This is a genomic window from Fibrobacter sp. UWB5 (genome assembly GCF_002210295.1).
Lineage (GTDB): Bacteria > Fibrobacterota > Fibrobacteria > Fibrobacterales > Fibrobacteraceae > Fibrobacter.
On sequence record NZ_MWQH01000004.1, the window covers coordinates 262,431 to 278,164 of the forward strand.

Here is a 15,734-nt window from a genome sequence, read left to right on the forward strand (position 1 = left end):
TAAGAATACCTCCTAAAAACCAACCAAAGAATCTCTCGCGCAAGCGGGAGATTCTTTTTATATAAACAGCCGAAGAAACCCCTCGCTTGCGCGGGGGGTTCCTTTGGTTGCATGGAGTCATGAAGTGTGCGTTGGCACGCAACGGCGGTTAGCGCACTTGGATGCGCTGGGTGCGGCCGGCGGCGGTGCGGACGAGGTAGACACCGCTGGCGTAGCCGGCTTGCTTGAGCGAAGCGGCGAGCGATTCTGTAGCGGTGGCGCCGAAGTCGGCACGGCCGAGGAACTTGCCTGTCGCGCTGAAGACGTCATAGGTTACGCTTGTTCGCTGGAGGGCGGGAGCGGTCGCAAAGCGCGTCGTGGTTTGCGACGGGTCCACGAATTCGAACCAGTCGAGGTTCACGTAGTTACCCACAATTTCGAGCTTGAGCACGTGTTCGCCTTCGGTAAGGTTCACTTTGCCTGCTTCGTATGTCGAATAGGTTTCCCAGTCGGCACCTTGCGGCACGATGATGTTATCTGTAACCGCATTACCGTCGACATAGAGTTTGAAGCCTACATTTTCAGACGATGTGGCGTAGCTTGCGTTAAGATTGTATTCGCCCGACTTGGCGACCTTCACCGTGTATTCGAGCCATTCGCCTTCTTGCGTGTAACCGATGGCGTAGCCATTGCCTGCTTTAACGATATCGACGGCGTCATCGCGGTACTCACCGCCCTTGTTGTCGTCGTCCTTGTCAGAGTAGGCCTTGCCCGAACCGCCCACATCGTAATTTTCGACTTCGATCTTGCCCGGGATTGCGGCGGCGACATCCTTATAAGGCGCCTGAGGAATGATCGGTGTAATGTACACGCGGTAGCCGTACTTGGTATTCGTGATATTCACCGGCACCGTAATCTTGCCGTCGCTCACGTCGTATTCCTTGTCGGACACCAAGTTCGTCGAGGGTACGGCCTTGTCTTTGTTTTCCCAAACCACGTATTCCACGGTCACATTCACCTTGTTGCCGAATGCAGAAGGAATGCCCGAAATGTTCACATTGATATCGCCCTTGGTGTTACCGCCGAGCACAATGCTTGCAAAGCCTTTCTTCTTGTCGAGAGCAGCAAAGCCGTCGACTCCATCGCTCTTGTCGTTAGGAGGCACAACCTTTGCCATATAGCCGCTCATGTCGCCATACCACTTGTACAGCCACCAGCCGCCACCGCGTTCGTTATCCTTGGTGAGCAGGCTACCCAAGCGACCCGGAAGCGGTACGAACCACCAAGAAATCATGGCGCTTTCGACACCGTGACGTTCGAATTTAGCGATAAAGGGAATAGACAGGCCCGGGCAACCTTCTTCGCTGTGTTCGGTCGAAGAATATTCGTTGATGCTCAGCGGGCGCGGCTTGACATTGTATTTCTTTTCGAGGTTACGGTAAGTTTCGACAGAACCCACGAAGCCACCGCTACCCCACTGGTGCCAGCTGACCACGTCGGGCATGCAGTTGTTCTGCGAACAGTACTTCACGAATTCTTCCATCTTGGAACCATGATAGAAGGAGTACGACGGGCCAATGATTTTGGCACCGGGGTCCATCTGGCGGATCAAATCGTAAGTCTGTTTCCAGAGACCGGAATTGAAGTCAATGCTCGATTTCCAGGTATCGTTCGGTTCGTTCCAGATTTCGTAACCGTCAAAGTTCTTGTTGCTCGATTTAAGTTTGTCGTTGATGACCGACTTGACTTCGTTTTTCCAGTGATCCATGTTCTGGAACTTGTACGGCCAGCCGGGCAATACGTCGGCCAGGCGGATCTGGATTTTGGCACCGATGCTTTCGACACGAGGTGCCACGAGGAACGCGCCACCGATGCCCTGCTGGCGACCGCTACCGCTGCGCGCCGGCGAAAGGAAAACGTTCGGCTTCAGGGGCGCAACGTCCTTCTCGATATTGCTCGGAAGCGTCTCGGTCAAGCCATAAAGCGAACCAGTCGCCACATGGGTCACCGGCTTGATGCTGTCGCCCAAGCTTACATTCAGGTTTACCGCGGCACAAATGCACGACGGCAAAATAAACGGGAGGAGTACTCGAAACTTCATAATGACCATCCTTTTCAACCAATTTAAAGATATCCAAAAAAAGCACAAATTGCGTATTCCTTCAAAAAACACTTTTGCAAAAATTTCAATCACCAAAAATTCACAAAAAGACCCGAAAAAGTCAGATTTCTTGCCGAGTGGAGGCAACTGGCATTAGCCAGTTGTCGGAACGAAGGACGAACAATGACTAACTAATCCTTTTGGAGCTCTCATAAGTCATTGTTCGTGTTCATGAGAAACGTCCCGGAATTTCTTCCGGGACGTTCATTGCATGGGGTGTGGAGGTTCGGGGTCCCGGATCAAGTCCAGGATGACAATTACTTTACGTTAATGCGGTAAGCCGTACCCGTCTTAGTTTTCACCAAGTAAGTACCCGAGCGCTTGACCGCGGCCGTTGTCTTGGCCTGCAAATCTTCGATACCAACTGTGCTAAATTTAGCAACAATTCTGCCCTGCATGTCAAACACGCTATAGTCGCGAACGGCATTATTTGCCATTTTTACGCCACTCGGCAGAATCGGGGTCCGACCTTCGGTTTCCTCATTGGCATCTTCGGTAATATCCTTGTCCGGCTGGTTTTCGTAAATCTTCTTGATTTCAGTTTCGCCGTACTTAGCCGGGGCGATTTCCTTGTTCCAGCCGAAGTTGCGGAATCCGAGCAGCGAGTATTCGGTCGGGTCGTTCAACTTTTTGCGGATCGGAGCCAGGCGGAAGGTGTGAGAATATTCGCGGTTAGCCTTGAGCAGGTACGCATCGAGCGGCTGGGCACCCCAGGAATTGATACCGCCAACGCCCATCTGGTGCAAGTCTACGCGGAGCGTAATGTCCTTGTCGCGCTTGAGTTCCCACGGGAGCTTTACGTTGGAAAGCTGTTCCGGAGTGTAATGCTGGGCGCTGAATTCCATGCGCGGGTTACCCACAATCATCAGGCCCTTGCCGTCGTTGTTGGTGAGCGTTGCCCACTTGACGTCGGTGCGCTGGCCGGTTTCGCCGATTTCCATGTACTTGATTGTCATAGAATCGGCAAGCGTCGAATAGAGGCCCATGAAGCTTCCGCGGTTACGACCCATGTAGTTTTCGTCGGGGCCGCGACCAAACCAGCGGACCTTTTCGTAGCCACCCGGCACGGTAAAGATTGTACCCACGTTCGGCAAGTAGCTCTTGGAACCATCGGGGTTGAGCGTGTAGCTGACCACGATATCGCCGCTACCGTACACGTAGTAAGTCATCTTCATCTTGGTGCTGCCCACGTCGGGGAACGTGAAGTTGAAGGTCACCTGGGTTTCTTGCTGAGAAACTTCCTTGACTTCGGAGGTCACGTTGCGCTTCAGGCTTGCCTTACGCCATTCGCCATGACCCTTTTCCATATTGAAGCCCTTGTCGTTGTCAATCGGGGCACGCCAGAAGTTCGGAATACCGCCGTTCTTGATAATGGTATCGTTACCGAGAACATAGCTTGCAAGCGTACCGTTCTTTTCGTCGAAGCGAATCTTGAAATCAGTGCCTTCGATTTCGAGGCCGTTCGCCTTGTTCACCTTGTAAGTCGGCAAGGTGCTGATATCGATTTCAGTAGACCAGAGCTGGCCCAAATCAATGCCGAACTGTTCGTGGGCAATGCTATAGCCGGCCTTAGCCCAGAGTTCATCGTTCTTGAGGCGGAAATCGAGATCCAAGAAGTACTCGGCACCAACTGTAGTTTCGATTTTCGGCATGTCAATCGTGATTTCTTTCTTCTGGTTCGGACCGATATTCATCTGGGTGCCGTTCAGCTTGCCTTCTTTAATGACCTTGCCGTTTTCCTTGATAGACCAGTAGCCATCGAGGAAATCTCCCAGGTTCTTGTAGAGGTAGCGGCTTTCAATCTGAATCTTGCCCTTGGCGGCGTCAACGTTCTTGACGCGGACCTGAGCGTACTGATACTTGACTTCCCAAATTTCGGGCTGCAAGGCGCGATCGGGGAATACGAGGCCGTTCGCGCAGAAGTTGTCGTCGTTCTGCCAGTCACCCCACATGCCGCCGAATTCAAAATACGGCGTACCCTTATGGCGAAGGCCCTGGTCAATGAAGTCCCAAATAAAGCCACCGAAGCTGCGCGGGTTGCCATAGAAGGCATCCATATATTCTTGCAGGTCGCCCACGGAGTTACCCATGGCGTGTTCGTATTCGCAAAGCATAATCGGCTTGTTGGCATCGTTATAGCTACGCACGGCGTCGGGGCCAAAGTACATCCAGCTGTTCACATCGGCGTTATTCCAGTCGCCTTCGTAATGCACAAAGCGGGTGGAGTCAATCTGGTGGGCGCGTTCGCGTTCCGAGGCGAACACGTTACCATTACCGGCTTCGTTACCCAAAGACCACAAGATAATGCAGGGGTGGTTCTTGTCGCGCTGCACCATGGAATTCATACGGTCCACAGCGGGGGCGCGCCAGTCGTCGCTGTTCTTGGGCAAGCTGTTGTTTGCACCATGGCTTTCGACGTTTGCTTCGTCAATCACGTAAATGCCGTACTTGTCGCAAAGATCGTACATGTAGGGGTTATTCGGATAGTGCGACATACGCAGCGCGTTAATATTGAAACGCTTCATGAGAATCACGTCTTTTTCCATGCGGTCGTAAGTCACGGCACGGCCATTATCCGGGTCGAGTTCATGGCGGTCAACACCATGGAATTTTACCGGCATGCCGTTCACATACAGGCGCGGAGCACCGTTATCCTTCTTGATTTCAATCTTGCGGAAACCGATCTTGTTGCTTTCGACCTGCACGATGTTGCCCTTGCCATCCTTGAGGGCGAGCACCGCCGTATACAGGTTCGGAGTTTCTGCAGACCAGCGGTCCGGCTTTGTAATCGGGAGTTCAAAGTGCACGCTCTTTTCACCCTTCGAACCAACGCCAGAAACCTTCTGTGCCGACGGGGAAATCACTTCGGTACCCTTGTCGTTGTACAGGGAAAGCTCCACAGTGAATTCGCTGGAAGCCGAACCCGTAGAATTGTAAATCCAGGCTGTCGTCTTCAGCAAGCCATCGGTATAGTTGTTCGTGAGCGTCGCATCGATCTGGAAATCCTGAATATGCACTTCAGGGACTGCATACAGGTACACATCGCGGAAAATACCGGCGAGACGAATGAAGTCCTGGTCTTCGAGCCAAGAACCATCGCACCAGCGGAACACCTGAACAGAGACGTTGTTTTCGCCTTTGCGCAAGTACTTGTTGATATCGAATTCATGGTCCGTAAAGGTGTCTTCGGCGTAGCCTACGTAGTTGCCGTTCACCCAAACGTAGTAGGCGGATTCCACACCTTCAAAGTGCAGGCGAATGCGTTTGCCGCTCCACTTTTCGGGAATGGTGAAGTTACGGCGGTAATGGCCCACCGGGTTAAAGTTGGTAGGGGCTGCAGGTGCAGACACGTTATGGGTCTGCGCCCACGGGTAAACCACGTTGGTGTAAATCGGGTGGTCATAGCCAAACAGCTGCCAAGACGACGGCACCGGAATTTCGTTCCAGCCGGACACATCGTAGTTGTCTTTGTAGAAATCGTTATTGCGCTGGGCGGGCTTTTCAACATGGAAAAATTTCCACTTACCCGAAAGTGTCTGGTACCACTCAGACCCATGGCGATCACCCTTCACGGCCTCTTCGACCGTAGAATACGGCATAGACGTGACGTGCGGCGTAAGCGCATTCACCGCAAACACACGCGGTTTGCCGTTCCATTCATCGTTGGGTTGAGCATTTGCAGTGGATGCCAACGCTGCGCAAAGGGCTGCACACGTTACAGCAGACGAAACCAAGAAGTTTTTCATAAGAAACCTCACTTTAAAATCCACACCAATAAAAAAAATACCTTTTCGTGAAAAAAAAGAACTCACTTTTAGAGAGTTCTCATTGACAAGTTGTCAACGCTTTGAAGCGTGATAAAAAAAGGAGATCTCCCCGTTCCGAGGATTGTGGGCACATAAGCAATAAATTGCAAGTGCCCACTAACCGGTCTAAGGCCGGGATGACATGCTTACGTACTTGCGCTCAGTGGTTGCAATAAGTTACTTCACTTGTACGCGGAGGGTCTTGTTCAGGCCCACGGCACGCAAGATGTACATACCGCTTGCGAACCCAGCATTCTTAAGGGTTGCAGCCATGTTCGCACCGGATTCTACGCGGCCGAGGAACTTGCCGGTGGCGCCGAACACGTTGTAAGACGCTGTCTGCGGGGCAAGCTTTACGTTCTTCGCAATAGAAGTCGTGGTGTCGTTCGGATCGGTAAACTGAATCCAGTCCACGTTCAAGTAACCGCCGGTAATCAAGAGCTTGAGCACATGTTCGCCCTTCTTGAGATCCACGGAACCCACGTCTATCACCTTGTACGTAGTCCATACGCTGTCAACCTTCGGGAACACCACCGATTCGGTGATTTCCTTGTCGTCAATGAACAGCTGCATTGCAGATGTTTCGAAGGCGGTCGCCACGTTCACGGTAATGTCGTACTTGGCGTCGGCCGTAACATTGATGGTGTACTCTACCCATTCGCCATCGTTCGTGTAACCGATAGCATAGCCCGCACAGGCGGCGTCGCCGCACTTGGAATCACTAATGTCTACGACGTCAACTTCGTCTTCGCGGTAGGCCTTGCCCTGGTTTTCGCGGTCGTTGTCGTAGAAGGCCTTATTGTGGCCACCCACGTCGTAGTTTTCGGCTTCGATCTTGCCCGGAATCTTTGCAGCCACTTCCTTGTAAGGAGTCTGCGGCACAGCGGTCTTTTCGCTTTCCATGTACCAGTAGTCAAAATCGAACCCGCCCTGCTTTACCACGAAGAACAAATCATCGACGCCTGCGGCATCAGTCAAGTCGAACGAGTTTTCTTGCCAAGCAGAACTAGACGGAATATTCATTGTAGCAAGGAGCGCACCGTTTTCGGAACCGGCATGGAGTTCGATCTTACCGCCGTTGCCTCTAGTGCAAACGATAATGCGGTCGGCACCGTCGCCCATGTCCACAGAGCGTACCTTGGTATAGAAGCTGTTACCCATATTGGTCAGGTAAACCGCACCGTTTTGAGCCTTCACATGTTCGATGATGGTGTAACCACCCGACGTATTGACAGTCATGCCGCCAACCCAAGACTTGGTTTCGGCTTCCACGCGCACGAACGGGTCAAGGTTCTTGATGGGCTTTACGACGCCATTGTTGGTAGCGCGGATAGTGGGAATGGTACCGTCGGCATTCCAGGTGAATTCTTCAATTGCGGTAGAACGGCTGTAGCCGCCACCCTTCACGTTCTTCTGGTTGTGATAGAAGAAGAAGCTGCGGCCCTTAAAGTCGACAATGCCGGAGTGGACGGTGAACGCGGCACCCGGTTCGCTTTTCGGCATAATGACGCCCTTGTAAGTCCAGGGGCCCGTCGGGGAATCACTCCAGGAATAGTCAATAGATTCGGGAATGCCGCCGGCGGCGTAAATCATGTAATATTTTTTGCCGCGCTTGTGAATCCATGGGCCTTCGGTATACTTGCCGTTAAAGGTGCTCATGTCGGAGACCTTGATGTCGCTTGCGCATTCAATCATGTTCTCCTTGAGGGGGCAGTAATAAAGCTTGGGGTTACCCCAGTAAAGCCATGCCTGGCCATCGTCGTCAATAAATACGGTGGGGTCGATGTAGTCCCAGTTGGGGCCCGCCAAATGTTTGCCGTTCAGGGCATCCTTGAAGGGGCCTTCCTTCTTGTCGGACACACCCACGTTAATGGCGCGGCCGCCGCGGGTGGATTCCACGGTCACGTAATAATAGTACTTGTCATTGCGGCGAATGCATTGAGAAGCCCAGTCGCCGTTTTTCTTGGCAGAACCGTTGAAGTCACCCGCTTCCAGAATGAGGGTGTTCATGTCGGTCCAGTTCACCATATCCGTGGTGCACGATACGCGCCAGCCGTGCATCGTAAAAAAGCTACCACCCTCGTCGTTGCCGGAATAGGTGCAAAGCGTATCGCCGAACACGACAGGCGCCGGGTCCGGAGAATAATAGGTCTGGATAAGCGGGTTTTCGGCCATGGCCTGCGTGCAGAGCCCGAAACCAACCAAGGCGACAGCCGCCTTAATGTTCTTCACAAACATCATAATTCATCCCTTTACGCCCCCACTGGAGCGATTTTCTTTACTCACCCCTCTAAAATTAGCCCCAAAAAAGGCCAAAATTCCACGCGAAAGGGCAATTCGCGTGGACAAGTTATCAATATGCCTTGATTTTGAGCGTTTTTTGCAGGTTACCGCTCTTGACAACCGCAATGTAGGTCCCTTGCAGCAGGCGGCCATTCTTGCCGAATTCCACCAGAGAATTACCGCTACCCTGCCGTTTTGCCACCAAATTGCCATTTGCCGAGTACAGGCGGGCCTCAAAGTCGCCGTCGGCACTTACCATCAGGGCCACCGAGGCGCGGGCCATAGACACCTGGCGAACCGAGAGTGCGCTCGCCACACGCACCGCCGTCGGAATCGCTGTCGGGTCGCTTTCGAAGCTGTACCAGTCTACGTTCATCAGGTACGTGTCGCTTCCGTTATAAGTGAACTTGAGTTTCTGTTCGCCCTTGGGCAAATCAATCGTGGTCGCAGATTCGTACCAGTCGTTCCAGCCCTCGGTCTTTGCGGGGTCCACCGTCAGCGTCGCAAGCGCCTTGCCCGTAGAATCGGACACCGTAATGGTCGACTTTTCTTCGGCACCAGAGGCTACGCGGGCGGTAAGCTTGTAAGCGCCTGCAGCCGGAACCTTCACCAGATATTCGCTGTAGTCGCCATCGTTGATCCAGCCGAGGTTCGGTTCGCCATCTTCGTCGGGTTCAATCTGCACGCCGTCCATGGCGACATAGCTTTCGGCCTGGATCTTGCCCGGAATCGTCACCGCTTCGAACGGCTGATTCGTGAGTTTGAGGTTGCCGTCGAATTCGTAAACCTTGCCCGGCACCGTCGTCGTGGTGAACTTGTTAGAACCATTCACAATGTTCAGCGTCTGGCCCACATCGGACTTGATGGCCACATAAGTGAGCTTGCCACCCTTCCAGGCCATGGAATCGATTTCGAAACCGCCGCGGGCGCGAATTCCCTTGATGCTACCGTCTTTCCACTGCGAAGGCAATGCCGGCAACAGGTTGATTCTGCCGTTATGGCTCTGCATGAGCATTTCGTTCACGCCCGAGACCGCACCGAAGTTACCGTCAATCTGGAACGGCGGGTGGGAATCGAACAAATTATTGTAAGTCTTGTTCGGCGTCAGCAGCATGCGAATCATGGTGTAAGCGTGATCGCCGTCGTGCATGCGGGCCCAGAAATTGATCTTCCAAGCAAGCGACCAGCCGGTCGCATCGTCGCCGCGCTGCTTGAGCGTAACGCCTGCACCCTTGATCAGGTCAGGGGTCTCTTCGGGCGTAATCTGTGCGCTCGGGAAAAGGCCGTACAGGTGCGAAATATGGCGGTTCTTGTTGTTCGGGTCATCCCAATCCTGCAGCCATTCCGTAATCTGGCCGTACTTACCCGTCTTTGTAGGCGGCAAGCGCTTTACCACCGCTTCCATCTTGGCGCGAACATCCTCGTCGACACCCAGAATCTTGGAAGCCTCGATGGTGTAATTCAGCACGTCGCGAATAATCTGGTTATCCATGGTCGGGCCAAAGCACACATTGTAGCCGCCGTGATCGTTTTCCGGCGAATCGCTCGGCGCCGTGACCAAGTACTTGTTGCCGGTTTCGGGCTCTTCGATAAGGCTATTCACAAAGAAGAGCGCCGCCCCCTTCATGGTCGAATAAACGTCTTGCAAGTAGGCCTTGTCGGTCGGGTTGAACAGGTAATGTTCCCACAAGTGCGTACTGAGCCAGCCTGCGCCCGTAGGCCACAAGCCCCATGCACCGTCAATAGGTGCAGTACGGTTCCAAAGGTCGGTATTGTGGTGTTCCACCCAGCCTTCGTCTACGCCCCAGTGCACCTTGGCCGTCTTTTCGCCCTGCGGCACCATGCTCTTGATTTTATCGATGAGCGGCCACACGCATTCGCCGAGGTTCGCCGTTTCGACCGGCCAGTAGTTCATTTCGAGGTTAATGTTCGTGGTGTACTTGCTGCCCCAAACCGGGTTCGTATCCTTGTTCCAAATGCCCTGCAAGTTAGCCGGCTGGCCACCCTTGCGCGAGCTAGAAATCAGCAAGTAACGGCCGAATTGGTAATGCAGTTCCACCAAAGAGGGGTCATTCGTGGAATTGAAATTCTTGACGCGAGTGCTGGTAATGTCGCCTGCGCTCTTGTCGGGTTCGCCCAAGTTCAAAGAGACGCGATTGAAAATCGTCTGGTAATCCTTGAGGTGCGCGCTGAGCAAGTCGTCGTAAGACTTTTTGGCCACCTTCGACATGATTTCAGTTGCGATTGCGCCCGGATTGCCCGAGACATCATTATAAGACTTGAAGTTCGTAGCCGTGGTGAGCACGAGCATTGCAGAATTTGCGCCCTGCACGTTAATTTTGCCGTTCGCGACCGAAACTGTGCCGCCGTCAGCCACCACGTTCAAGCGATTTTGGAACTTGATGGAATTCACCGTCACGTCGTAAACGAGCGTGTTGCCGCTGTTCGACATGCTGTTGCTGCGGTGCGGAGTCGTCATGGTGGCGCCAAAGCTCACCGAGCCGCTCTTGTCGGCCGTGAGGCGCACCACAATCACATGGTCCGGGTAGCTTGCAAAATATTCGCGGGTGTAGTTGACGCCGCCCGCCGTATACGTCGTTTTTGCGATAGCCGTCTTGAGGTCCAGTTCGCGGCGGTAATTGGTAGCGCCCGAATGCGACGTGGTAATCACCAGGTCGCCCACCGGCTGAAAACTTGCCGGGCCTGGGCCAATCATATAGTTAGACACGATAGATTCCGCCGTGCGGTAGTCGCCACGGAACATGGCATCGCGCGCGTCTTTCAGGTGGCTTGCCGCCCCCTGCTTGTTGTTGTCGCCGGGGCCGCCCGACCATACGGTACTTTCGTTCAGGCCGATAATGTCTTTTGCAACGCCACCGTAGACAATGCCGCCCATGTAGCCGTTGCCAATGGGCAAAGCGTCGGTAAACGAGGTACCCGCATCGCTATTGTACCACAGTTTTAGGGGATTTTCGGCAGCGAAAGCCACAGGTGCAAACACCGTCGCCGCACACGCCAAAGTACCAAACACTAAGCCCAGCGTCTTCATAAGAACTCCTAAAAATGTCCAACCACAATAAAATTAGCCCCAAAAACAGGCTAAAAACTGCCCCAAAAGACACTTTTTGTTGATTTTTTATCAATGGGAGTGGGTTGTTGCAATATCAACTAGGATTTCCCAATAGCCATCACGAGTTGTGCCAATATGGCGAATTGCTGGATTCGGAGCCTTTCGAAGTTCGTTTAAGTAATACTTGAGACGATTTATCTTCATTCCCATTCTTTCGGCCATTTCGCTTTGACTTAATTTAGGATTGTCCTTTAAGATTTTAAGAAGATTCCATTCCACCTCACTGTATTGGGTGGGATTGGGTAGGATTGGGTGGGATTGGGTGGGATTGGGTAGGATTGGGTGGGATTGGACGGATTTCTTCCAATATAAGGTTATCCTGAAATCCCCATGAAAATCCTGCATGACGGGTTCCGGCAAGCCGCTTTCTTGCATTGCCTTGAAGATGTTCGGAATACCACTTCCCCATGTTTCGACAATGCGCATATAGATAAACGTTTCTGCAATCCCCTTGTTGCGCACGCTAGACATGCCTTCACGCATTTTTTCCAAGGTGATATCCCTGCAAAGCGTCCCTGGGGACGTCACTTCCAGGCGGTCATCATACAATGCCACCTGCACCTTGCGAGGGATTAGGTAACTGCGATGGCAGACCGCATTTGCAATGGCTTCGCGCACAGCAGATTCGGGCAAGAGGGAACTGTCGTGCCTAAAAAGCCCCTTTACCTTGGATTGAACAGGCAAATTCTGCATTACAAACTGATATGCCGATTCAATTTGCTCAAAAAGAGGGCCTTCCATATTTTGACGCTTCAAGAACTCGCCCCGGACCTGTCCTTTGAATACGGCGCATTGAATCTTTGCGTCAGGGAAATCCCCGTTTGTCCCCTGCAAAAGTTTAAACCCATTCGAAGCTATAAAAGAACGGCCTTCCTTTTTTAACAGTTTCCACGAAAGCAACTGGTTGACGGTCGGCCTTCGCAATGCTGTACGTTCCTTTTTGTTTAATGTTCCGGCTGTAAATTCATAAATCTTATCACAAAGATTTTCGACTTCTTCCTTCGAAACGGTTTCGCCAGCCGGTTGCTGATCGAACGATTCGTTTTCACCTTCAAGAACCAATTCCTTAAGCATATATCGTTCGGCTTCGCGGGTCGTTGCCGCCACGCGAACAAAAGTGCCTTCGGTAATGCCCAAGCTCTTTATGTAATAGGGCTGCTGCATTCCAGAAGGCACCGTCACCACAATAATGTAGCGCTTGTCAATTTCCTGAAGATTGATGCTCGGCCTGATTTTGGGCTCGCAACTGTTGAAAATCGTATCGGCGATTGTGTCGGCTTTCTGAAAGACCTCGCTCTTTTTAATGCCCACTATTTTATGTGTTTTATCGTCCACGCCAAAAACGATCGTGCCACCCTTGCCATTGGCAAAAGCTACAACAGTCTTGATAAACTTGATACTCTGTTCAGGAACATCTCTCTTGAACTCAAGCACCTCTGATTCGCCAGCTAAAATTTCTTCCTTGGTCATGAAGGTCTCCCATAATAATCCTCTAGCCCGCTCGGCATGAGCAAACGTTAAAAACGGTTTTAATTGCGTCTGCACTGCAGGCACAATTAGGGTTTGTTTATGTTTTTGGATGCTCTTGCAATGCTGTTGGCGAGGGCTTTCCTCGGCGTTACCTGGCGCGGCTTTCGCCACACACTCGAATAGGTCGTGTTCCTATCAGCTATCCAACAACATCAACAAGAAGGTTGATGAGCCCCACCGCGGATGCACGTACGGGCCGCAAGGCCTATGCCGACTGTCGCAGGGATTGTCGTAATACGGGGATAAATATACAAAGAGACCAGCAGGAAGTCAACGCCCGCGCGTTACTTCCCGCGTTTCTCTGTAGCGTTCCCCGGCTCGGTTGGCCCCTGTCACCCTGGAGCCGCAGGCGATAGGGTCCACCCTTCGCCGGGTCGGGCTATATTGCAAGGCGCCCCGTGCGCGCCTGCGGCACCCCCGCGCCGCTCTTGCAACGGTGCCGCGCAAGCGCGTCTCCGCCCCAAGGGGTCACTATCCCTAACACGAATGCAATAATTACACCAGCCAACTATAGATTCATATAGCATTTTTGAAACAAAAATTTATTTTAAAAATGTTACACAAAGTAATTTTTACAATTATTTAGTTATATTTTGCAAAAATCACTATCTGAACAAATCAGCGGATTATTCCTCGTGGAAAAGACACACAAATTTTATAGCGATTCAGAGCTTCATCCTTTTTTCCCAAGCAAAAATACCATAAAGCTCTTTTTTTCAAATATCGGGAAAATGTTACTTTCCTTTATCCCTCCATCAGCAGTAAAAGGGCTAAAAAAATTAAATCTATTCGATTTTGTATACTATGAAGAAGCTTTGGCCATAGCCATAATTATCAGTGCGATTATTATCGCATTTTATTTAGGCTACACCAATTCCATAAATAAACATATCAAACTTTTTAAAGCCATACATAAAAATTCGCACCATTGCCGAAATAGCATTGTTAAGATACAAAATAAAAGCAAATCCCCTCCTATCAGTGAATTGTGTTCGCACATCTGCAACGACACTTTGGAGGCCTTCGAAGCCTGCAAATCAAAAAAAACTATTGGCGTCGCCATAAGATTATCTGGATTCGACAACAGCCATAGAGGGTGCTATACGACAATCTCTAAAGCAGGGAATCTAAGCGAATCTCGACAAATAACTCATTTGAACAAAAAACAGGGGGTCGCAAAGATTCTCCTCGACCAACATAAAAACGGGTGTGTAATTTTCCCAAACACTCATAAAGCTTCTCCTGACGAGTTCATCAGAACAGATAATGAACTGCAATTCAAAGACGAAGTCAAGTCGATGATTGCCGCTCCGATATGCATACAGGAAGGCAATGGAGGGGAAATGATTGGAATTCTGCATATATCATCAAGTGGAAAAAAAGCCTTTAACCAAGATGATGTAGCCCTAGCAAAAGCCTTAGCAGATATAGCCGCCGCAACAATTGCCAGCAAGAAAAAAGAAATTGAAAATTCCGACAGCGAGGAGCAAAGCCAGACTCAACAACAAGCTACGTTCTCAATAAAAATCGCTCAACCTCGAAGCACTCGAAAGCATTCTAGAGCAAACCGAAGGAGATAAATATGTGGCAAGAACTAATTTCATTATTTAAGAAAAAAAACAAGGAAGAAATTAATCGCCGAAACAACAGCCAATCGAGCGACTTTCAGGACGTTTGCCAGAATACGATAAAGTTTTCAAAAAAATTCGAAGAAAACTTTTTAAACAATCAGAACAAACTCCTAATTGAGGAGATATCTAGGCAATACCTTCTATTTTTTGACATCAATCAAAAATACATTGATTTTCTGGATGCCAACGAAAAACAAATCATTTCTAAAATCATGGATTTAAAGAGCATTTCAATAAAGAAAGAAATAAAGCCTTCTCTTATCGATGTAATAAACCAGAACAATCAAATAGACGCGATCTTCAAAAAAATTGATCACGAAAAAAGCGATTCACTAAAAAAAATTTATTTAAAATCATTCTTTACAGAAAAAATGAATCATTTTGTTATTGATGACATTCTTAAAGATTACATAAGCAAAAACGAATCTGAGGACGCATTATCTCGCAACAATAAAGTACTCTCTGAATTATAGTTCAAATTTAAGGAATCTCATATTTCTTTTACTGCCCCTCTAAAATTCATTTAAAAACTTTTCTCTAGCGTATTTCATTAATTCGCCAAGCTTTACAACCTGGAATCTTATCATGCCCTTCCCTTCAAGGAAGGGTATTTTAAATAATTCCATGTGTAATTAAGCATACACGATTTTTTCTTCCGCAAAAGCGGAAAGAGTTTCCATTCCTGATTCTTTCAAGGTCGATATCGCTGAAGCATGCGCCACACAGGACGTTCCTCGGTTCCCGCCGGGTCGGGCTATATTGCAAGGTCCCCGCGCGCGTCTACGCCCCAGGAGCCGCACGCTCTAGCGCGGAAAGAATTGCGCTGATGATACCACCTGTTATCACTTTTTTATTGAAAAGACGGCCTCTTTTCTCAAAAAAAGAATGTATTTTTATCAAAAAAAAGGAATAAACAATGTCTCAAGACCTCAATGAACTAATTGATGAATATTACAACAAGTTTGTTGGACTTCCTGCCGGCAATGCAATTGTACGGGAAAACCAAAGAAATGACGCTTTTGAGTTAGTTGTTCTGGAAATACTGTATGGAGAGCAAACGAAAATAAAGGACCTTTCAAAAAAGGATGTGGACAAACTCTGCAAATATATTGTTGTACCACCTGATGACGGAATTGACATTGTCATTGAGCGAGAAGATTGGATTTGTAGGTTTTTTAATAGTGGGTTCATGAACGACCATATTCATTACCGGT

The 15,734-nt window shown here is 50.2% G+C and carries 8 protein-coding genes; 3 read left to right on the forward strand and 5 right to left on the reverse strand.

What is annotated here, in order from left to right; translation table 11 throughout:
• Positions 1-148: 148 nt before the first annotated feature.
• From B7989_RS08310 to B7989_RS08330, 5 genes are all read right to left on the reverse strand, one after another.
• The gene (locus tag B7989_RS08310; RefSeq protein ID WP_144265000.1) at positions 149-2,080 is read right to left on the reverse strand and encodes a carbohydrate-binding protein; all 1,932 of its coding nucleotides are present in this window, start codon (positions 2,078-2,080) and stop codon (positions 149-151) included.
• A gap of 317 nt (positions 2,081-2,397) precedes the next feature.
• Entirely contained in the window at positions 2,398-5,886 is a 3,489-nt protein-coding gene (locus B7989_RS08315; protein ID WP_088628053.1) for a glycoside hydrolase family 2 TIM barrel-domain containing protein, read from the reverse strand.
• A gap of 237 nt (positions 5,887-6,123) precedes the next feature.
• Complete coding sequence (locus B7989_RS08320; RefSeq protein ID WP_233144323.1) at positions 6,124-8,187, reverse strand: family 43 glycosylhydrolase; 2,064 nt, start codon at positions 8,185-8,187, stop codon at positions 6,124-6,126.
• Positions 8,188-8,299: 112 nt separating this feature from the next.
• Complete coding sequence (locus B7989_RS08325; RefSeq protein ID WP_088628054.1) at positions 8,300-11,278, reverse strand: glycoside hydrolase N-terminal domain-containing protein; 2,979 nt, start codon at positions 11,276-11,278, stop codon at positions 8,300-8,302.
• A 90-nt stretch (positions 11,279-11,368) separates the two neighbouring features.
• A complete protein-coding gene (locus B7989_RS08330; protein ID WP_233144324.1) occupies positions 11,369-13,000 on the reverse strand; it encodes an RNA-binding domain-containing protein in 1,632 nt (543 codons plus the stop codon).
• 524 nt (positions 13,001-13,524) lie between these two features.
• Between B7989_RS08330 and B7989_RS08335 the strand changes: the two genes are divergently transcribed.
• From B7989_RS08335 to B7989_RS08345, 3 genes are all read left to right on the forward strand, one after another.
• Positions 13,525-14,469, forward strand: coding sequence for a GAF domain-containing protein (locus B7989_RS08335; RefSeq protein WP_144265001.1), 945 nt, complete (start codon positions 13,525-13,527; stop codon positions 14,467-14,469).
• A 2-nt stretch (positions 14,470-14,471) separates the two neighbouring features.
• Positions 14,472-14,993 carry a hypothetical protein gene (locus B7989_RS08340; RefSeq protein ID WP_088628056.1) on the forward strand — a complete coding sequence of 174 codons (522 nt, stop codon included), beginning with the start codon at positions 14,472-14,474 and terminating at the stop codon, positions 14,991-14,993.
• A gap of 443 nt (positions 14,994-15,436) precedes the next feature.
• Positions 15,437-15,734: hypothetical protein (locus B7989_RS08345; RefSeq protein WP_144265002.1), on the forward strand; the 298-nt coding region annotated here is incomplete at its 3' end.

Bases quoted from the DNA above. Each gene is read 5' to 3' on its own strand.
- B7989_RS08320 (WP_233144323.1), bottom strand. From the start codon at position 8,187: ATGATGTTTGTGAAGAACATTAAGGCGGCTGTCGCCTTGGTTGGTTTC.
- B7989_RS08325 (WP_088628054.1), bottom strand. From the start codon at position 11,278: ATGAAGACGCTGGGCTTAGTGTTTGGTACTTTGGCGTGTGCGGCGACG.
- B7989_RS08310 (WP_144265000.1), bottom strand. From the start codon at position 2,080: ATGAAGTTTCGAGTACTCCTCCCGTTTATTTTGCCGTCGTGCATTTGT.
- B7989_RS08340 (WP_088628056.1), top strand. From the start codon at position 14,472: ATGTGGCAAGAACTAATTTCATTATTTAAGAAAAAAAACAAGGAAGAA.
- B7989_RS08315 (WP_088628053.1), bottom strand. From the start codon at position 5,886: ATGAAAAACTTCTTGGTTTCGTCTGCTGTAACGTGTGCAGCCCTTTGC.